This is a genomic window from Pseudobutyrivibrio sp. 49 (assembly GCF_900100545.1).
Lineage (GTDB): Bacteria > Bacillota > Clostridia > Lachnospirales > Lachnospiraceae > Pseudobutyrivibrio.
In genome coordinates, this window is the sequence record NZ_FNDP01000016.1 from 1 (window position 1) to 20,175 (window position 20,175).

At 40.4% G+C, this 20,175-nt stretch carries 21 protein-coding genes; 1 reads left to right on the plus strand and 20 read right to left on the minus strand.

All coding sequences use genetic code 11. The features are described 5' to 3' along the window. Nucleotides 1-413: 413 nt before the first annotated feature. The 17 genes from BLP54_RS11955 to BLP54_RS12030 all read right to left on the minus strand — a co-directional run bounded on the left by BLP54_RS11955 (nt 414) and on the right by BLP54_RS12030 (nt 15,672). Nucleotides 414-1,022, minus strand: a complete 609-nt coding sequence (locus tag BLP54_RS11955) for a hypothetical protein (RefSeq protein WP_090169963.1) — start codon at nt 1,020-1,022, stop codon at nt 414-416. Nucleotides 1,023-1,209: 187 nt separating this feature from the next. Then, nucleotides 1,210-1,998, minus strand: a complete 789-nt coding sequence (locus tag BLP54_RS11960; protein ID WP_090169966.1) for a DUF4097 family beta strand repeat-containing protein — start codon at nt 1,996-1,998, stop codon at nt 1,210-1,212. A 2-nt stretch (nt 1,999-2,000) separates the two neighbouring features. Then, entirely contained in the window at nt 2,001-2,969 is a 969-nt protein-coding gene (locus tag BLP54_RS11965) for a permease prefix domain 1-containing protein (RefSeq protein WP_090169969.1), read from the minus strand. Nucleotides 2,970-2,989: 20 nt separating this feature from the next. Continuing rightward, nucleotides 2,990-3,334 (minus strand): PadR family transcriptional regulator, encoded by a 345-nt coding sequence (locus tag BLP54_RS11970; protein ID WP_072915130.1) that lies wholly within the window; start codon nt 3,332-3,334, stop codon nt 2,990-2,992. A 195-nt stretch (nt 3,335-3,529) separates the two neighbouring features. Continuing rightward, the gene (locus tag BLP54_RS15890; RefSeq protein WP_176754548.1) at nt 3,530-3,667 is read right to left on the minus strand and encodes a hypothetical protein; all 138 of its coding nucleotides are present in this window, start codon (nt 3,665-3,667) and stop codon (nt 3,530-3,532) included. 114 nt (nt 3,668-3,781) lie between these two features. Beyond that, complete coding sequence (locus BLP54_RS11975) at nt 3,782-6,256, minus strand: endonuclease MutS2 (RefSeq protein WP_090169972.1); 2,475 nt, start codon at nt 6,254-6,256, stop codon at nt 3,782-3,784. Nucleotides 6,257-6,368: 112 nt separating this feature from the next. Further along, a complete protein-coding gene (locus BLP54_RS11980) occupies nt 6,369-6,998 on the minus strand; it encodes a cytidylate kinase-like family protein (RefSeq protein ID WP_090169974.1) in 630 nt (209 codons plus the stop codon). A 50-nt stretch (nt 6,999-7,048) separates the two neighbouring features. Then, nucleotides 7,049-7,753, minus strand: a complete 705-nt coding sequence (locus BLP54_RS11985) for an ABC transporter ATP-binding protein (RefSeq protein WP_090169976.1) — start codon at nt 7,751-7,753, stop codon at nt 7,049-7,051. Nucleotide 7,754: 1 nt separating this feature from the next. Next, on the minus strand, nt 7,755-8,513 hold the full coding sequence (locus BLP54_RS11990; RefSeq protein WP_090169978.1) for an ABC transporter ATP-binding protein: 759 nt from the start codon (nt 8,511-8,513) through the stop codon (nt 7,755-7,757). Further along, nucleotides 8,513-9,592: a branched-chain amino acid ABC transporter permease gene (locus BLP54_RS11995; RefSeq protein WP_090169980.1), complete on the minus strand. Its 1,080-nt coding sequence runs from the start codon at nt 9,590-9,592 to the stop codon at nt 8,513-8,515. Before BLP54_RS11995 ends, BLP54_RS11990 begins: the two co-directional genes overlap by 1 nt. A 9-nt stretch (nt 9,593-9,601) precedes the next feature. After that, on the minus strand, nt 9,602-10,483 hold the full coding sequence (locus tag BLP54_RS12000; protein ID WP_090169982.1) for a branched-chain amino acid ABC transporter permease: 882 nt from the start codon (nt 10,481-10,483) through the stop codon (nt 9,602-9,604). Between the two features lie 88 nt (nt 10,484-10,571). Beyond that, nucleotides 10,572-11,756, minus strand: coding sequence for an ABC transporter substrate-binding protein (locus tag BLP54_RS12005; RefSeq protein ID WP_090169984.1), 1,185 nt, complete (start codon nt 11,754-11,756; stop codon nt 10,572-10,574). Nucleotides 11,757-11,854: 98 nt separating this feature from the next. Beyond that, the gene (locus BLP54_RS12010; RefSeq protein WP_090169986.1) at nt 11,855-12,559 is read right to left on the minus strand and encodes a pseudouridine synthase; all 705 of its coding nucleotides are present in this window, start codon (nt 12,557-12,559) and stop codon (nt 11,855-11,857) included. Between the two features lie 12 nt (nt 12,560-12,571). Continuing rightward, nucleotides 12,572-13,444 carry a methionyl aminopeptidase gene (locus BLP54_RS12015; RefSeq protein WP_090169988.1) on the minus strand — a complete coding sequence of 291 codons (873 nt, stop codon included), beginning with the start codon at nt 13,442-13,444 and terminating at the stop codon, nt 12,572-12,574. Then, entirely contained in the window at nt 13,422-14,180 is a 759-nt protein-coding gene (locus BLP54_RS12020) for a hypothetical protein (protein ID WP_090169990.1), read from the minus strand. The genes BLP54_RS12015 and BLP54_RS12020 overlap by 23 nt, the downstream gene beginning before the upstream one ends. Then, a complete protein-coding gene (locus tag BLP54_RS12025; protein ID WP_090169993.1) occupies nt 14,177-15,274 on the minus strand; it encodes a coiled-coil domain-containing protein in 1,098 nt (365 codons plus the stop codon). Before BLP54_RS12025 ends, BLP54_RS12020 begins: the two co-directional genes overlap by 4 nt. Before the next feature lie 158 nt (nt 15,275-15,432). Further along, on the minus strand, nt 15,433-15,672 hold the full coding sequence (locus tag BLP54_RS12030) for a Veg family protein (RefSeq protein WP_015548439.1): 240 nt from the start codon (nt 15,670-15,672) through the stop codon (nt 15,433-15,435). A gap of 273 nt (nt 15,673-15,945) precedes the next feature. On the opposite strand from BLP54_RS12030, the gene BLP54_RS12035 reads away from it, so the two are divergent. Beyond that, on the plus strand, nt 15,946-16,677 hold the full coding sequence (locus BLP54_RS12035; protein ID WP_176754549.1) for a lysophospholipid acyltransferase family protein: 732 nt from the start codon (nt 15,946-15,948) through the stop codon (nt 16,675-16,677). On the opposite strand, the gene BLP54_RS12040 is transcribed toward BLP54_RS12035, so the two are convergent. The 3 genes from BLP54_RS12040 to BLP54_RS12050 all read right to left on the minus strand — a co-directional run bounded on the left by BLP54_RS12040 (nt 16,669) and on the right by BLP54_RS12050 (nt 20,110). Beyond that, nucleotides 16,669-18,048 (minus strand): UDP-N-acetylmuramoyl-tripeptide--D-alanyl-D-alanine ligase, encoded by a 1,380-nt coding sequence (locus BLP54_RS12040; protein ID WP_090169998.1) that lies wholly within the window; start codon nt 18,046-18,048, stop codon nt 16,669-16,671. The two genes, BLP54_RS12035 and BLP54_RS12040, sit on opposite strands and share 9 nt — an antisense overlap. 16 nt (nt 18,049-18,064) lie before the next feature. Beyond that, entirely contained in the window at nt 18,065-19,108 is a 1,044-nt protein-coding gene (locus BLP54_RS12045) for a D-alanine--D-alanine ligase family protein (RefSeq protein ID WP_090170000.1), read from the minus strand. 102 nt (nt 19,109-19,210) lie between these two features. Continuing rightward, complete coding sequence (locus BLP54_RS12050) at nt 19,211-20,110, minus strand: helix-turn-helix transcriptional regulator (RefSeq protein ID WP_090170002.1); 900 nt, start codon at nt 20,108-20,110, stop codon at nt 19,211-19,213. Between the last annotated feature and the right edge of the window lie 65 nt (nt 20,111-20,175).

A 20,175-nucleotide genomic window follows, 5' to 3' on the forward strand; every position in this document is an offset into this window, starting at 1 on the left:
TGACTTCTCACAGTTCGTTGTTACTAGGCTAATGAAACCTCTGTGAGACCTCCACGCTTAAGGTGCACGCTCTTTCTCTCCATATATCCGCCACATTTACTCTGCTACTACAAATGTGATAGTTATTAGACTTCGTTGTTCCTTGCCAACTTATCTCTCGTAGCCTAGCCTTATATGTGATTTCTGTCCGTCGGACCGGAGATTTGCTTACAGCTTCCTTCAGATTCCACCTCACAATGGACACCCTTGCTGTTCGGCTATACACTTCCCACTATCTGGGCATGTTCGGGACTTTCACCCATTAGAGCGCGCCCATGGCGCGCAAACAAGGTATGAGCGAGGCTTTTATGCCCCGCTCATTTTTAAAGGAGAACTATAATGAAAAATATTATAGAGAACAATCCTTTTATCTATTAATTAAACTCTACTGAGTCAATAATCATTGCAAGCTCATCACTAACCATCATATCTACTTCTTCATCAACACCCATGTATTCAACACATTCGAATAAGAGTGTCTTACCATTATGTTCAACGACGATTGCTGTATCGTATAAACCTAAGCCCTCTCCTACCTCAGATTCCATACATACCCAGTAAGCAAACTTTTCATCCATTGAAAATGGACCCTCATGAGTTGTAACCTTACCATCCCACATAGCAACTAAAGAATCTCTAGCTTCTTCCTGAGTCATACCTGTAAGTACTGAAACTGTTACCATGCATCTTCCTGAGCAATCGCCAACATAATCAAACCCAACAAAATCATTTCCTTCTTCTACTTCAAAAACCTCTGAATTGTATTCTACTGTCCATCCATCCTTGCTCTCATATGTTTTGTAATCTGGCATGCAATACTCTGTAGCAACTGTATTGTTAACCTCTGCTGCTGTTACCTCTGGAGCATAATGTCCAGTTGTTACCTCTGCAGTATCATTTGCAATTCCTGTGTACAATAACATTCCGATTATTGTTACAAGACTTAAACTCATCATTCCTTTTACAAACTTTTCAAAACTCATTTCTTTGTCCTCCTAATACCTTTTTCGTTCCCCTGTTTTTTACCTTTTCCCTTTTTCTGATGTAATAATATCATGTGATTTATCACACAAGTGTCACAGCAAATTTTTCCATAAAAAACGAGGCACCTATGATTAAAGTGCCTCGCTGTATTACGATATTACTATATGATGATATTACGATATTATTTTATTTGCTGTTAACATTGACGCTGCCAAATGAGCAATCAACATCAATATTCTTTCTATCTGTATTAGGAGCATCAATATCTACATCACCAAAATCACATTCACAATCAATCTTGTCGTATGTACCTGTGATATCAATATCGCCTGCATTTGCACTAACCTCAGCAGACTTGGCTGTAGAATCCATAAGATTGAGATCACCTGCATTTGCATCAATACTAATTTTTTCTGCTGTCGCATTCTTTACATCGATGTCACCTGCATTTGCATCAATATCAAACTTCTCGGCTGTTACATCATTTATATCAATGTCACCTGCGTTTGCATCAATATCAAAATCATCTGCCTGAATATCCTTGATATCAATATCTCCTGCTGCGATGTCAATCTTAAGAATGTCTAATTTTGTGTTGTTTGGAACAACTATATCAAGCTTGTAACCATCTAGGCTCTTCATATGCTTAGCACTTTCTTTCTGGATGATTGTAAGCTTTCCACCTTTAAGCTCAACTGTAGGCTCATACTTTTCTGGGAAAGTAGCATCTACTGAAAGACCTGTGCCATACTTGATATTAATATCAGCTGCACTCATATCAATAACAATATCGGTTACCTTTTCATTTGAGAAATCATAAGTCTTTGTATCTGAATTTCCGTTGTGCCAGCCGTCACTGAACCAGCTAAGACCACCAAAGTTCACAATGTGTCCCCACATAGCTGCTATCACAACAATTAATGTAATCAACCAAATTATAACTAAATACTTCTTAGTCCATTTCTTGTTTTCCATTCTTAATCCTCCTCCGCTGCCAATACAACATTTAATAATCTACGTAAGATTGCACCAATCACCCAAATAAGCCATGTGATATGCCAATCCATAGTAATGAAACTAATAATCAGATATAAGCAAGTAACTGTTGGCCAGTAAACTTCCATAACGCCTTCTGCAAATTTATTTACATACACGATATCATCCTCATCCTTTCCATAATTACCACTGATTGTTTTTGAATCATTAAGCTTTAAAACCTTTTCATAGCTTCCCATTACTGTAGTAGCATAGATAATCATGCAAACACCTGCACCTACGAAGTAGAATAAGCAATTAGAAACGATATCAATATCAATTGCTGCTGTAGGAATCCAAAGAATAAAGAGCATAATAGCTACTGCAATCATTACTGCGTGTGGAACCTTGAAAGCCTTTTTCTTTGCCTTTACCATATCAGCTGTTGACATATCAATCTGGCAAAGCTCTTTATCTAAGAATTTCCAATCATTTCCTCTGATACCTGCGAATACAAATAATGCAACTGCTACAGCGATGCTGATAAACATTCCTGTTACACCAAGACCATCTCCTACCTCTCCTCTAAGAAGGAATTCAAAAAGGATTGGCCATGTAACTGATGTGATGCAAAGTAGCACGCCGATACCGATTAATAATCCATTTCCCTTCATGACATTTAAGTAGTCCTCAATTTCTTCCATACGAAGGAAACGACGTGGCTTTGATTCTTCTCTCTCGTGAGTCTCTTTAAGTTCCTTAGTAAGTCCAAGATCTTCTGCAAGCTCATCAAGATTTCCGAACTCTGCAATGACTGTTCCAACTGCCTGATTTTCATTTACCCCATCAGCAATCATCTCATTAAATTTATCTTCCATCATTGAAAGCAACTCAGCCTTAGCTTTCTTAACCTCTGGAGTATTTGGCATATTTGCGAACATTGTCTCCAAATAGTTTTTTATTGTTTCCATATATGTTCTCCTATCTTCTCCTAATCCTGTTTTTCAATAAACCGTTCAACAACTTCTTTTGTTAGTTCCCACTCTTCACATTTCTCCCGGTAAAAATCTTTACCTGAATCTGTGACTCTGTAATAAGTTCTTTTCTTTCCGTTCCCCTCTGGATCTGGGTCCGCAACGAAGGATTCTATGTATCCGTTTTTCTCCATTCGGGTGAATGCCGAATAAAGTGTGGTCTCCTTGATTATGTATTTCTCCTCGGTGATTTGTTTTATCTGCTTTGATATTTCATAACCATAGGATGGCTCTTTTATCAGAATGCTAAGAATCATGGTGTCGTTGTAGCCACGGATTACGTCACTACTGATTTCGCCCATATTAACCTCCTTTATCTGTCGTACTATGTCTATCGTACTTTACCTGACGTACTACGACAGATGAAGTACTCCATGTGTTGAAGTAAATATACTACGACAGGCAAAGTATGTCAACACCTTTTTTGTAAAAATTTTTTTCAGACAAAAAAAAGCTATCTGAAACTTTCGTTCCAGATAGCTCAATGTGCGATATTTTTATACTGCATTTACAGCAACAACTCTAAGCTCATTGCTTGAGATAAACTCAGTTTTAATCCCCACTCTGTTAAGCTCAAAAGCCTTTCTAAAAACTTCCTCCAATGTTGCGCACTTAATGATTTCGCCAATTGCCATTTTCAAACTCCTCCTAAAAATTTTCTTACTGACTATTCTATCGGTCAGCTTTTTTGTTTTCTTAACTCTTTTCAGGAGAAATAATACCATGTCTTTTATCACACAAGTGTCACACTACTTAAATGTAACAATAGTAACGCCAGCATCACCCTCTCCAAACTCACCGAGATGGAACTCCGCTACGTTCTTGCACTTGCGAAGATACTGCTGCACGCCTGCTCGAAGGGCACCTGTTCCTTTGCCGTGTACTACACGTACTGAAGTAAGGTGACTGATATAGGCATCATCAAGATACTTCTCAAGCTTCGCAATACCTTCATCAACTGTGCATCCAAGAAGATTAATCTCTGGAGAGATGGATGCTGCCTTATTGAATCCACCGTAAGTCATATTCTTAACTCTTGTACCCTTCTTTGGAACAAACTTATCATCTTCCTCGATAAGCACAAGGTCCTTAATATTCACTGTGGACTTCATGATACCCATCTGTACTGTCACATCACCCTTTGAATTAGGAGCTGTGCAAACATTTCCTGTAAGATTCATAGAAAGAACCTTTACCTTATCTCCCACATGAAGATTTGTAGGTATGTTGTTGTTCTCCTGAACCTCCTGCTTTTCCTTAGCCTTGCTCTTTGATTTATTTACACCCTGACCCAGAGCCTGACGCTTTGCTTCCATGGCAGAAATATTTCCGCCACCCTTACCAAATTTATTAAAGTCACGAATGGCTTCATCAGCAATATCTTTTGCCTCCTGAAGGATAGCTGCTGCATCCTCATGAGCCTGACGAATAAGCTCCTCGCGCTGTGCCTTAATCTTTTCTTCCTTTGCTATTGCATTGGCAAGCTTAGCCTCTGCTTCCTTAAGAGCAGCTGCTGCCTCTGCTGCGTCCTCCTCTACCTGATGACGCTTCTGCTCCAAATCTACCATCAAATCTTCAAATGACTTATCGTCCTCTGAAAGTCTACCTTGCGCATCCTCAATTAAATCAGCAGGAATTCCAAGCTTTGAAGAAATTGCAAAAGCGTTAGACTTTCCTGGAACACCAATAATCAAATGATATGTTGGGCTAAGAGTCTCCAGTGAAAATTCACAGGAAGCATTTTCCACTCCCTCTGTTGAAAGAGCATATACCTTAAGCTCACTATAGTGAGTGGTAGCCATAGTTCTAACATCTAAAACGTGAAGTCTGTCTAAGATAGACTGCGCCAGAGCTGCACCTTCCTTAGGATCAGTACCAGCACAAAGCTCATCGATAAGAATAAGGAACTGAGGAACCTTCTGCTCCTCCTTTGTTCCGTGTATTACCTTTGAGTAGACAAAATCCTTCTTATTCTCAGCTATAAGCTTCTCAGTCTCCTTGGAATAGCTTCCACCATTGATTGCCTCTAAAATGTGGACAATGTTAACCATGTGAGATGAGAATGTGGAAAGTGACTGCTCGATAGACTGCTCGTCACCGATATCTGCATAAACATCATCGAATACTGCTATCTGGCTTCTGTCCTTTGCAGGAATGTGAAGACCTGCCTGAGCCATAAGTGTAAGCAGACCACAAGTCTTAAGTGATACAGTCTTACCACCAGTATTAGGTCCTGTAACAAGAAGAAGATTATAATCCTCTCCCAGCTTTATATCTGTAGCAACAACCTTCTTAGGATCAAGAAGTGGATGTCTTGCCCCACGAAGGTTTATGATTCCATCCTCATTAAACTCAGGGCTGCTGGCATTGAGCTCGATTGCGTAACGTCCCTTTGCAAGAATGAAATCAATCTCTGTAAGTAATTCGTAATTACGGATGATTCCCTCTGAAGCCTCTGCAATCTGATTAGAGAGAATAGCAAGGATTCTCTCTATCTCATCCTGCTCACGTACCTGAAGCTCACGCATCTCGTTGTTCAAATCAACAGCCTGCATTGGCTCAATAAAGAAGGTACTTCCTGTAGAAGACTGGTCGTGAACCATACCTGGAACTCTTGATTTGTAATCAGCACGAACTGGGAGACAGAAACGTCCACCACGAACTGTAACTACTGGTTCCTGAAGGTAGCCTCTTGTAGTGCTGTTGTTAAGCATAGAATTCATTACGCTTTTAATCTTCTCGTTAGTGCGCTGCATTCCCTTTCTGATGTCAAAAAGAGCTGTGCTGGCATCATCTGCAATAGTCTCCTCATCAATGATGCATCTTCTAATCTCGTTTAGAATCTTCACCTCTGGAGAAAGACCATTGAAGTAGAAGGACAGGGCATCTTCCTCCTCCATCTGGCTGCCATACTTAGCAACTCGCTTTGTAACCTCAAGGACATTTGCTACCGCAAGAATCTCCTCAATACTGAGAGAAGAACCAAGCTCCAATCTGGCAAGTGAAGGACGTAAATCTGTAGTGCCGCTTACACTTACATCCGAAAACTTTACCAAACGATTAAAGGCGCAGGCTGTCTCCTGCTGCATCACCTTAATCTCTTCGATGTCATTTATTGGAAGGAGCTGCTTACAGCGAAGCTTACCTGACTCACAGGTAGCCTTCTCGGCAAGTCGCTCTATTATTTTGTCGTACTCTAATGTTTTTAAAACTTTAAGATTCATTATTCTTCTGTTCCTCTCATATATGAACATTTACAATCTTATATCATTATATATAATCTTCGATAAATATCTACATAAAATAAGGGCTGGATTTCTCCAGCCCAATACTTATCTAGATTTCTCTATTCTTAATCTCAATATAAGATTTCACAACTTCAATCAGTCTGTCATAGTCCATAACTCCAGTATCCAGACAGAAGTCGTAGTTTCTGGCATCGTTCCAATCACGACCTGTGTAATACTTGTAGTAATCAGCACGGTGCTTATCAATATCATGCATACGCTTCAAAAGCTCTGCATCTGTTCCACTTACCTGTCTGCGCAAACGAGTGAGGCAATCCTCCTCTGATGCATAGAAGAAAAGCGAAAGCACATAGGCTCTGTCCTTCAAAATATAATCTGCACAGCGGCCTACTATAATACAGCTCTGAGTGTTGGCGATTCGCTTGATAACATCTGCCTGAAGCTCAAACAAATTGTCATCTGAGGTGAAGGCTGCATACTCTGGACTTAAAGGAAGTCCCTTGTAATGTGCCTTGGCAGAAAGGAAAATCTTTCTGACATGCTCATCAACCTCGCCGAAAAGCTCCTCGTTGATTCCACTTTGGTCTGATGCCATTCGAAGAATCTCTCTGTCATAAACTGGAAGACCTAGCTCCTTGCCAAGCTTCTTCGCAAGTGTAAGACCTCCCGAACCATAACTACGTGCAATCGAAATAACTAGCTTCTTGTCCTCTGACATGTGAAAACCTCCCCCATATTTACGCATTTCCTACGCTAAGCAAGAAATGCTTATTCTCCCAAGTATGCCTTCTTGATAGAATCATCATTCATAAGAGTTTTAGCATCTCCCGACAAAACGATATTCCCCGTCTCCAATACATACGCTCTGTCTGCAATAGCAAGTGCCTTCTTTGCATTCTGCTCTACCAAGAGTACTGTGGTGCCTGCCTTGGAAATCTCCTGGATGATATTGAAAATCTCCTCAACGTAGATAGGAGAAAGACCCATTGAAGGCTCATCCATAAGGATAATGCGTGGCTGACTCATAAGAGCTCGGCCCATAGCAAGCATCTGCTGCTCACCTCCTGAAAGGGTACCTGCCAACTGATTCTGGCGCTCCTTCAAACGTGGAAAACTTTCGTATACACGCTCAAAAGCATCCGCGATTTCCTTCTTGTTACTTCTAGTATATGCTCCCATTTTCAAGTTTTCAAGCACTGTTAATCCTGGGAAAACTCTTCGTCCTTCAGGCACATGAGCCATTCCCATAGATACTATTTTGTGTCCTGGAATCTTTGTGATATCAACGCCTTCAAGGAGCACCTGTCCTGAAGTTGGCTGAAGCATACCAGAGATTGTCTGAAGAGTGGTGGTCTTGCCGGCGCCGTTTGCACCGATGAGCGCAATGACCTCCCCTTCGTTAACCTCAAAGGAGATGCCCTTTAGAGCTTGGATAACTCCATAATTTACGATTAAGTCTTTTACTTCTAACATATTACTCTCCTAAATAAGCCTTAATAACTTCAGGGTCATTTAACACATCGCTGGTCTTTCCCTGCGCAAGCACGCGCCCGAAGTTTAATACCGTAAGCTTCTCACAGATTCCTGAAACTAGCTTCATATCATGTTCAATAAGAAGAATTGTCACGCCAAATTCTTTTCTGATGAGAGCGATTGTGTTCATCAAATCACGCGTTTCATTTGGATTCATACCTGCTGCAGGCTCATCCAATAGAAGAAGCTTTGGATTAGTAGCTAAGGCTCTTGCAATTTCAAGCTCTCGCTGTTTTCCATAAGGAAGATTAGAGGCGAGAATATCAGCCGAAGAATCAAGTCCAAATACTGAAAGAATCTCCAGTGCCTTTTTATCCATTTCCTTCTCTGTGGCAAAATACTTTGGAAGTCTGAAAATACCTGTTGCGGTGCCATATTCAAAGGAATTGTGTAATCCGATTTTTACATTATCAAGTACACTCTGGTCTCCGAAAAGACGAATATTTTGGAAGGTACGAGCTACACCAGCCTTGTTAATGTCTGCTGTTTTCTTACCTGTGACATTCTTACCATCCAGATAAATCATTCCATCTGTAGGTTTATAGATTCCGGTAAGCATATTGAAAACTGTAGTCTTACCTGCTCCGTTAGGTCCTATCAATCCATAAAGCTCTCCCTGCTCGATAGAAAGATTAAACTCATCAACAGCTCTAAGTCCTCCGAAGGAAATGCCTAAATTTGTAACTTCAAGTAAGCTCATTACTGCACCTCCTTCTTCTTAAATTTGCCAAGTATAGCTGCTGTTGTAAGACCGTGATCATCTCTCCACTTAAGGATAGCTGGTGCCCAGTTAAAGAGCATCAGAACAATCAGCACAATTGAGTAAATAAGCATTCTGTAAGTTGAAAGTCCTCTTAAAAGCTCAGGGAGCATTGTCAGAACAACTGCTGCAATAACCGAGCCTGAGAAATTTCCGATTCCACCAAGTACTACATAAACCAGTATCATGATGGACATGTTATAACCAAAGTTGTTGGTTGTAGCTGTAAGAGAATTGATGTTGTGAGCATAAAGCACTCCACCAAGTCCCGCTATCGCCGCTGAAATAGTAAATGCCACAAGCTTGTACTTTGTAACAGGAAGTCCTACTGTCTCCGCTGCAATCTGATTATCACGGATAGCCTTTACTGCACGACCAGTTCTTGAGTTAACAAAGTTGTGTGTAACAACAAGTGCCAGAATAAGCAACAATACTGCAATAGTAAATGTAGACTGACGAGGCGTTCCAGTAATACCCTGTGGACCATTGATGAGCATCTTGCCATCAATATCCATTCCGAGAGAAAGCTGATCCTTAATAGAGAAATGTACTCCCTTTGAATCCTTTCCAATGTACATAACATTGATAACATTCTTGATAATTTCGCCAAAAGCCAGCGTAACGATTGCAAGATAATCACCTCGAAGTCTAAGAACTGGAATAGCAATTAAGAAACCAAAAAGAGCTGCCATTGCTGTTCCAATTACAAGAGCTAGAATAAATCTTGGCACATCAGGAATGGTTTCCTGGAACACTCTTGAGAAAAATGCAGAAGAGAACGCACCAACGCACATAAATCCTGCATGTCCAAGAGAAAGCTCTCCAAGATATCCAACGCAAAGATTAAGTCCAACTGCCACAAGAGAATAAGCACAGACTGGAACAAGAAGTCCCTTCATAAGAGAGCTAAGATTTCCTGTGCTTTCCATAACTGACATTACAATGTAAAGTACGACGATAACACCGATTGTCACTAATAATTTCTGTGTAGATTTGTTTAAATTCTTGTATAAATTCATAGTCGCCACCTACACTTTCTCTTTGATTTGCTTGCCTAAAATTCCGGTAGGCTTAACCAAAAGTACAATAATTAATACCGCAAATACGATAGCATCTGCCAGCTGGCTGGAGATGTATGCTTTTGCTAAAATCTCGATAATTCCAAGAAGAAGTCCACCGATAAGTGCTCCTGGAATTGAACCGATTCCACCAAATACAGCAGCTGTAAATGCCTTGATACCTGGCATTGAACCTGTATAAGGAGTAAGTGATGGATATGAGGAACAAAGAAGTGCACCTGCGATTGCTGCAAGTCCTGAGCCAATTGCAAAGGTAAGTGAAATGGTTGCATTCACATTGATACCCATAAGAATTGCTGCTTCCTTATCCTCTGAAACAGCACGCATTGCCTGACCTGGCTTTGTGTTCTTTACGAACCACATAAGGACAATCATGATTACTACACATGTAATAATGGTAATGATTGCATTGCCTGTGATTTTAAGTGCGCCACCAGCAAGTGAAATTCCCTGCCACTTGATTACTGAAGTGAAGCTTACAGGATTTGAACCAAACAACATCAGCGCCATATTCTGAAGGAAATAGCTGACACCGATAGCTGTAATCAACACTGCCAGATTAGTTGCCTTTCTAAGTGGTTTATATGCTATCTTTTCTATAATCATTCCAAGTGCTGTACAGCATACAATCGAAATAACAATAGAAAGTACAGCAGGCATGCCAGAATTTGCCATGCACATGAAAACAACATATGCGCCAATCATGATAACGTCGCCATGAGCGAAGTTAAGCATCTTTGCGATACCATAAACCATGGTGTATCCCAAAGCGATTATTGCATATACGCTTCCAAGGCTTAATCCATTGATTAAATAGGTTAAAAATCCCATAACTACAATACTCTCTTTCGTATAAGATAAAATTAGATGCAGAGCTGCCCCATCTTGGAACAGCCCTGCATCGTCATTGATGCGCTAATTAATCTACTGAAGCATATGCTCCATCTTTGATAATTACGGCTTTAGGTGCCTTTGATACCTCACCTTTATCGTTCCAGCTCATTCCCTCACCTGTAAGTCCATCGTAAGATACCTTCTGGATCTCAGCGATAAGTGCCTCGCAGATTTCCTCTGCTGAAGCCTCAGGTGTAAGACCTGCTGACTCAAGAGCCTTCTTAAGGATGTAAACTCCATCGTAAGCATCAGCTGCGAACTGGTTAGGTGTTCCGCCAAACTGCTCTTCATACTTAGAAACAAAGTTCTTTGTTGCCTCATCCTCTGCGTCAGCAGCGAATGGTGTAAGAAGGTATACACCTTCTGCAAGGCTTACATCGAAGTTTTCAACTGAAAGAAGTCCATCAAAGCCATCTACACCAAACATTACTGGAGCATATCCCATTTGGTTTGCCTGTGTAAGTACGATTGATCCTTCTGTGTAGTAGAAAGGAAGGAAAAGAAGATCTGCCTCTGCGTCCTTACACTTCTGAAGCTGTGTTGTGAAATCAGTCTTTGAATCTGCAGTGAAAGCTTCTGTTGCCACGATCTCAAGTCCAATTGCCTGAGCCTCTGCTGCAAATGTCTGATATACACCTGATGAATATGGATCTGAGCTATCGTAAATTACGCCCACCTTTGTTGCCAGCTCATTATCCTTAATATAGTCTGCAGAAACCTTTCCCTGGTTAGGGTCAGAGAAGCAAACCTGGAATACATTGTCATGTCCGCTTGTTACATCTGTTGATGAAGCAGATGGTGTAAGCATAAACATTCTATCTGCGTATGTCTCAGCAGATACTGCCTGTCCTGCACCTGAAGTAACTGTTCCTTCGAGAATCTGCATTCCCCAGTCCTTCAAAGTATTATATGCATTTACTGACTTCTGCTGATCAGCCTCGTCATCCTGGAAATTGAAAGAAATATTATAGCCATTAATTCCGCCTGCCTCGTTAACTTCATCTACTGCAAGCTGAATAGCATTCATAACACCCTGTCCGTACTGAGCAGCACCACCTGTGATTGGTCCAATACCACCAATTCTCCATGTGAGTTCTCCTGATGTGTCTACTGATTCTCCACCTGTAGCTGCTTTGTCACTTCCGCAACCTACAAATAAAGAAGCTGCCATTGCTGCACAAAGTGCTAAACTTAAAGCCTTCTTTTTCATAATTATACCTCCTGTCTTTTTCGCCGGTGAAACTTCTCGTTCACTTCAACACTTTAGTTCGCGAAACTACTTTGAAGATATAATAAATCTTGTTTAAACTATTTGCAAGAAAAACTTTCACACTTTAACTCGTTGATGTGTCCCTCAGGTAGTTTTTCCTCATCAAGTACCAGTGGTCCAAATGCCGTTCTTTTAAGCTCTAGCACGGTTTTCCCCACTGCAAAAAACATCCTTTTTACCTGGTGAAATTTTCCTTCATGAATGGTAATATAACAGGATTTTCCACCTTCATATTTCACTGTAGCAGGTGCTGTGGGCTCGCCCTCACCAATGTGAACTCCCGCCTCCAGAGCTGCCACATCCTCAGAAGTTAATTCATCATCTAACTCTACATAATAGGTTTTATCCACATGCTTCTTAGGCGAAAGCATGTCGTGAGCAAGCTGGCCGTCATTAGTGATAAGCAAAAGACCTGTAGTGTCCTTATCTAATCTTCCAACAGGTGCCAGCCCCTTTGGTGCATCAGGACACTGACTGTAAAACACATCCATGATTGTTCTCTCATGGGCATCTTCTGTAGCGGTGATAACCCCCTTAGGCTTGTTGATAACATAGTATGAAAATTTCTTATATGTGTATTCTTTACCCTGATATGAAATCAGGACTGTATTTTCATCTACCTTAGTCTCAGGTTTTGTAGCTTTTTCTCCATCAACAAAAATAAGGCCCTTCTTAAGAAGAGCCTTAACCTCAGACCTTGTTCCGATATTTAATTCTACCAAAAGCTTGTCTAATCGCATCATATTCAATTCACCTTAGTATGAAATTACTTCGTAACCTGTCTCTGTAACAAGTACCTGATACTCCCACTGAGCAGATGGCTTACCATCAAGTGTGGAAACCTCCCAACCATTGTTAGGATCAGTCTTAATCTTCTGTGTACCCATGTTAATCATTGGTTCGATAGTAAACATAAATCCTGGAACTAAAAGAAGCTCTGTGCCAGGAAGTGTGTTGTAACCAACCCATGGCTCCTCGTGGAACTCAAGTCCTACACCGTGTCCGCCAATCTCACGAACAACCTGATAACCATTAGCGTGAGCGTGCTTGCAAATAGCAGCACCTACATCACCAAGGAAGCCCCATGGCTTAACCTGCTCAAGTCCAAGATCACAACACTCCTTTGTAACCTCAACAAGTTTCTTTGTCTCTGGATCAACATCACCAATCATAAACATTCTTGATGAATCAGAATAATATCCGTCTAAAATTGTAGAACAGTCTACATTTACAATATCACCGCTTTTAAGAATTACATCCTTTGAAGGATATCCGTGGCAAACCTGATCATTTACTGATGTACATACGCTATATGGGAAGCCCTCATAATTAAGAGGAGCTGGAATACCACCCATTTTTGTAGTGGTATCATATACAATCTTATCAATTTCTGCTGTGCTCATGCCTTCATGAATTGCCTCGGCAACTGCATCGAGACAAGCCATGTTAATAACTGCTGACTGTCTAATCTTCTCTACCTGCTCTGGTGTCTTAAGCATGTCATGTGTTGGAACCTTGTGCCCCTTCACAGCAAAGCTTTCAATCTTTCTATCCATTGCCTCGTGGCACTGCTTATACTTACGACCACTGCCACACCAGCATGGGTCATTGCGATTTATCTTTTGCATTTCTACGTAAACCTTTCTTCTCTGCTTTAAACTTTTCCTTGTCCTCATCAGTCAAACCATTAATATAATTTATCTTTGTATGTTTGAGAGTAATGTCTCCAAGAACAAACTTATCCCATAACTTTTTATTTATTTTAACAGAATGCTCGTCTCTGATAAGACCATAGTTATAGCCATCGTATTTATAGGCTGCCTGGCTAGGTCCATTTTCTTCAGCGAGGTGATTCTGATATTTTTCTGCTATAGCTGCAATTCTAATTTGCTCATTTATAGTTTCCTCATCACAAGGAAGCTTTTCCCACTGCACATCAAGTAAATCCTCCCAGAAATCATTGATGGCATAAGCAAGGTCTGTCTCTTCTTCAGCAGAGAGAGTATCCAGCCCCTCTGCTACCGCAAGCCGATAAAAAAGATGGTCATGAATGGCCATATCTATAACTACATCCTTAGATGCGCTTTGGATAAAGGTTTCATTGGTGTAGAGATTCCAGAAATCTTTTGTGTAATCAGCATTATACACCTTTGCCTGCTCCTCTACCTTCCTTTCTTCAAAAAGAATGTAGAAGGCAAGATCTCTGAAGGTAACCTCTTCATCATCAATGGTAACCGCAGCGTCATCCAGGTGTGCGTTATAATCCAACGGCCCCCTGCCATCTCCCATGTTTATAAGTGCGTAGACTACTACACCTGCGCACAAAATAACACCTATCAGTTTTGCAATCCTTTTAATAATCATAGCACCCTTCTAATCGTAATGATTGAGTGACATGTAACAGGTCTGTAGTTAGTAATACCTGTGGCTGTACTCTGAGCCTCTACAATAAGACCGCCACCAGCATAAAAAGCTACGTGACCTGGGTAACAAACTATATCTCCCGGCTGCATATAATTATAACTTACTTCCTGACCCACACTACGGAAAGAACCCGAGGTCATACGTGAGCCGTAGGTAATGCCAAAGTTTGCAAGGACACCCTGTACAAAACCTGAGCAATCACAGCCGTCTGTAAGGGATGTTCCACCCCAAACATATCTGTTTCCAACAAACTGATTTGCATAGGATACAACACTGGAACCACTGATTCCTGTGGTATAACCTGGATTTAAATCGCCATTAACATTGTAGTTTCCTGATGTCTTAACAGCACCACTTGTTCCACCAGCTGCAGCTCTGGCGGCAGCTTCTCTGGCAGCTCTAAGTGCTGCTTCTCTGGCGGCAATCTCCTTAGCTTCCTTAAGCTCCGCATCCAAATCGTCCATCTCGCCGCGCTTCTCAGTAACCATAACCTCAAGAGCAGATTCCTGAGTCTTCAGTTCCTTTTTCGCTGATTCGAGGGAAGCCTTTTCTTCCTCTAATGCAGCTGCAAGCTCTTCGATTTCAGCCTGTGTGGCGATGAACTGGTCAAGCTTAGCTCTATCATATTTCTCAACACTCTTAGCGTAATCAACTCGATTTAAAAACTGTGTTATCGATCCTGACTGAACGAGCATCTCAAAAAGACTTTCCTGTGGTGTCTCGTACATGTATTTGATACGAAGCTTCATTGCTTCATACTGAGCTTCCCTGGCTGCTGTAGCATCTGCTAATGCTGTCTGTGTATCTTCAATTTCTGCTGCAGTAGAATCAATTTCTGCATTAATCTCGGCTATCTGGCTAACCAAGCTATATAAATCAGCATCTAAGGCATCTATCTCATCCTGTAATGCGTCCTGCTCAGCTTCAATCTCTGAAATAGAACGAACGGCATTGGAAACTGTGGAATCCGAAGCAAGCACTGCAACGCATACCACTATACATAAAGCTGCCTTAGCTATTTTTGAATATTTCATAAACACTATCTCCAATAACCTTATAAACCCAATATATAGAGAAATTTACACAATCCCTCTATATTATGATACAAGTTATAGGAACCCTTTTCAACCTAAAAACGAAAATGACCTCAGCCTAAGCTGAGGTCTAATTTGAAGCCATTATGAAATTGTAACTAGCAAAGTTTCATGCGAATTTCCTTAGTAATTATGTCTGTATAGCTGAAGGATAACAACTGTGATGGACATGTCTCGGTGTCGTCAACTAATATAGTAAATACACTTGGGTAAGCTTCTTGAATAACACCTTGCTGAATGTCAACCTTGTTACGACCCTTGTCTAACTGAATAACAACTCTACTACCGCATTGCGATCTAACAGATTCGCGCACCTTGTCGAAGTCCTCTCGTTCCATGATGTCTCCCCCTTTTCTAGCAATATAAATATTGCAGTTCTAGCAATTTATATTTTGCTGAATCTAGTTTACCATTTTTTGTATAATTTGTCAAAATTTTATACAAGTTTTTTGAATATTTATTATAAAAAATGTCTGTCAGACCTAGAAAACGTTACACTTTATAACTTTTGTTAAAGCTACATTTAAACTTCAAAGTAATCACATTTCATTCATTTGATAATTAAGTTTGACTAATTTATAATGAAATTATCAAAAACCTTGGAGGTACACATGTTAAGAACTATCATAGTGGTTTTGTTTATCAGTATTTTTCTGATTTGCAGTATTCCTATTTGGGGAATTCTTTTTATTTTAGGATTATTCAATAAGAGAGCAAAAGACGTTATCGGTTATAAAATTGTAGCTTGGGCCTTTGGTGTGGTTGCCTTCCTAGCTGGTGCGAAATATGAAGTACACGGCTTAGAAAACATTCCAAAGGATAAGACCGTTCTTTTTGTTGGAAATCATCAGAGTTACTTTGATGTAGTAATCGGATATCATCTTTGCCCTGCTGTCACAGGTTTCCTTGCAAAGGACGACATCAAAAAAGTTCCTCTTCTCAGCACCTGGATGGTAATAAACTATTGCTTATTCCTTACAAGAACAGATCCTCGTCAGGATTTAAAGCTTATTTTAAAAGCTCAGGAGTACATTAAGTCTGGCATCAATATGTTCGTATTCCCAGAAGGAACACGTTCTAAGACTGGTGAGATGGCTGAATTCCACGAAGCTTCTCTCAAGGTCGCAACAAAGACTAACAGTCTTATTGTTCCTGTTTGCTTCACAAACACAAGAGAGGTTTTGGAAGCTCACATGCCTAGATGCAAGCGTGCAAAGGTAATCGTAACCTTCCTTCCACCTATCGATCCAAATGCACTTGAGGGCGAGAATAAAAAACGCCCTGGAGCATATATCCAGAGCGTAATGAAAACTCAGCTTGATGCTGATGCAAAATTACTGTAAGCGATTCTTAATTGCTTCTACAACAGCGGTAAAGTTCATAAAGTGTGAAGCCTTAACCAATATAGTGTCACCACCGCGAATAATAGGTAATAAGTCTTCTAACATAGCTTCTACATTGGTATAGTGATGTGCCATGCAGGAGCTATTTTTTTGACTAAGAGATTTATTAATCTCCTCTGAAAGCTCACCTACTGTAAATACATATCCGATATGATTATCCTCAAGAGCCTGACCTATCTCATAATGGAGCTGACGCTCGTCCTCTCCAAGCTCTCCCATATCTCCAAGAACTGCAATCGAACGTCCTGGTGCTTTTCCAAGAACCTCAATAGAAGCCTTCATAGATACTGGATTTGCATTGTAGCAATCATCAATGATAGTAATATCTCTAACTTCGATAACGTTATTACGACCAGCAATTGTGCTAGCCTTCTCAAGGCCACGCTTGATTTCGTCATTTGTAAGACCAAGAACCTTGCCCATTGCTGTAGCAGCAAGTGCATTCATAACATTATGTGTTCCAGGAAGTGGAATATTAGCCTCGAAGGTTTCTCCGAAGGCATTGATTAAAGCATAAGTGCCTGTCATGCCATCTGCTGTAACTTCGCTGGCGCTAACCTCCTGTCCATTAAGACCATAGAAAATCTTTCTGATTCCGAGAGTATCTGCATTTATAAGCTTGTCGTCATCTCCATTGAGAATGACAGCGCCATTCTTATTCATATGCTCAAAGACTTCTGTCTTTGCCTGCAGGATTCCATCTCTTGTCTTAAGGAATTCAAGATGGCACTGACCAATATTTGTCATTACAACAAAATCTGGCTTTGCAATATCTCCCAAGCGATGCATCTCGCCAAAATCTGAGATACCCATTTCAACTACAGCTACCTGATGCTCATCTTTTATTCTGCAGATAGTAAGTGGAAGACCAATCTCGTTGTTGAAGTTGCCCTCAGTCTTGAGCACGTTGTACTTTGTACCAAGAACTGATGCAAGCATTTCCTTTGTACTTGTCTTTCCAACACTTCCGATAACACCTACAACAGGAATATCAAGCTGCATTCTGTAATTTGTAGCAATCTGCTTTAATGCAAGCTTTGTATCCTTCACGATGATGTATGGACCTGAAGCATTTTCAAGCTTTCTTTCTGAGAGGCTTGCTAAAGCTCCCTTTGAAAAAGCATCTTCAATAAAATCGTGACCATCAACTCTTGCGCCAACCATTGGGATGAACAGGAAATCCTTTTCGACCTTTCGGTTGTCATTGACGGCACCCTGTATTTCTGAATTTTGAAGGGCCTCCATGCCCTCTGGCATAATAAGCTGCCCGTCAACCACCTGAGCAACATGTGCCAATGTCATATTTTTCATATATCTTCTCTCTAATCTATGCGTACTTCATTAATGAAACCTTGATGAGATGCTCACACAAATCCTCAAAGTTCATGCCAACTACAGCTGCTTCCTGTGGAAGGAGACTTGTTGGTGTCATGCCTGGAAGTGTGTTTGCTTCAAGGCAATAAATGTTTTCCTTTTCATCCATCATGAAATCGATACGAGCATATGTTGTAAGACCAAGTGCCTTGAAGGCTGTCTGAGCATACTGCTGCATCTTGGTAGTAGCCTTTGTACTGATTTCTGCAGGACAAGTCTCAACAGCAGAACCTGCTGCATATTTATTCTTGTAATCATAGAAGCCCTGCTTTGGAGCAATCTCGATAATAGGAAGAGCCTTTCCTTCGATAACACCATCAGAAAACTCTCTACCCTTGATAAACTGCTCAATTACAACTTCATCTTCCCATTTGAAGGCTGCATCCAAGGCCGCATCAAGCTCATCTGGAGTATTTACGATAGTAACACCGATTGATGAACCACCACAGTTTGGCTTAACGATGCATGGATACTTATCAAACTTGAACTTCTTGCGGTTTTCTTTCTTAAGTGAAACGCCTGTTGGAACAGGAACTCCTGCTTTTTCAATGACATTCTTTGTCATCTGCTTATCCATGGCAATTGCACTTGAAACGTAGTCATTTCCCGTGTATTTTATTCCAAATAAATCAAAGGCAGCCTGAACCTTACCGCTTTCGCCCTCTCCACCGTGAAGAGCCATAAATACCACATCAGCCTTCTGACAGATTTTGATAACGTTTGGTCCAAAGAAGCTTGAGCTCTGATCTGGACGGCTAACCTTAATAGCCTCAAGGTCTGGAGCCTCTGTAGGAATATCTGCAACCTTTACAGAATTAGCCTCACTATTCTCAAAAATATCAGTGATATCACATTCTGCATCCTTATATCCCATAAAGACATCAAGCACTAATGCTCTATGACCTCTGTTTCTAAGGGCTTTTGCCACCATTGTACCAGACTTGAAGGAAACGTCTCTCTCTGAGCTTAATCCACCAGCCAAAACTACTATATCCATAAAACTACCTTTCAAATATTAAAAATTTATTTTACCATGCGTTAATATAGTATTTTTTTCGAAAAAATACAAGTGCCATGGGATAAGCAGACACTATTTATTCTATGCGTTCATTACTTTAACCACATCCATATATCTAACAAGATCTTTTGATGCCTTTAAGAAATTATTAATTAAATCAGCTCCCTTATTATCTCCAAGGGATTCACAGACTTCCAATTGTAGCATTAGCGAGTGATATAAAGTCCTTGTATCTTTGTCCTTAAGATATCTACTAAAAATATATTCCAGGCAATGCTTAACCATTGAATAGTCATTTTTAGTCATACATACCCTTGCCAAAGCAAAGGAGGTTTCCAAATATTTATCTATAATAAAAGGACTTCTCGAATCTATTTCATTTGCAAGCAATCCTTTGCATATTATCTCAGCTGTCTCAACATCACCCAATATTCTATATGCCTCACCCATTTCATATAGAAGCTGGAACTCAATCTGAGATAGTTTTATGTTTGGAATATCTTTAAAATCAGGAATCCTACGTCTAAGTTCAAAGGTCTGAATCATTTCATCTAAGTACTGCTCGACAGAAAGACCTCTTTTCCTTATGGATATTAGATGTCCTAAAGCGTAATACTGTATGTTTTCTCTTTTTTCTTCATCATCACTCTCCTCTTCGCATTCCTCCATCAAATATCGAAATATTTCCAGCTTTCTTTCGATTTCATCCCCACGACCTTTTTTAATGGCGTTTAGCAATTCCTTCCTTGCTGCCTTAAAGCCAAATACACTTTCCATCCATAGCTCATCATAGATAATACCAATGGATTCAAATATCCGGTTAAGCTTCATGAATATCCTTCGGCTTGGCAATTCCATTCCAGACTCAAGCCTGGCAATTGTACTTGTTGCACAATCAACCATTTCCGCCAGTTGTTGTTGCGTTAATTTAAACTCCTTCCTCAACCACCTCAAGTATTTCCCAAAACTTGTTTTGTGCATAAAAAATACCTCCTATATCTATAATGTTATTGTCTCGCATTATATCAACAGGAGGTTAAAATTCG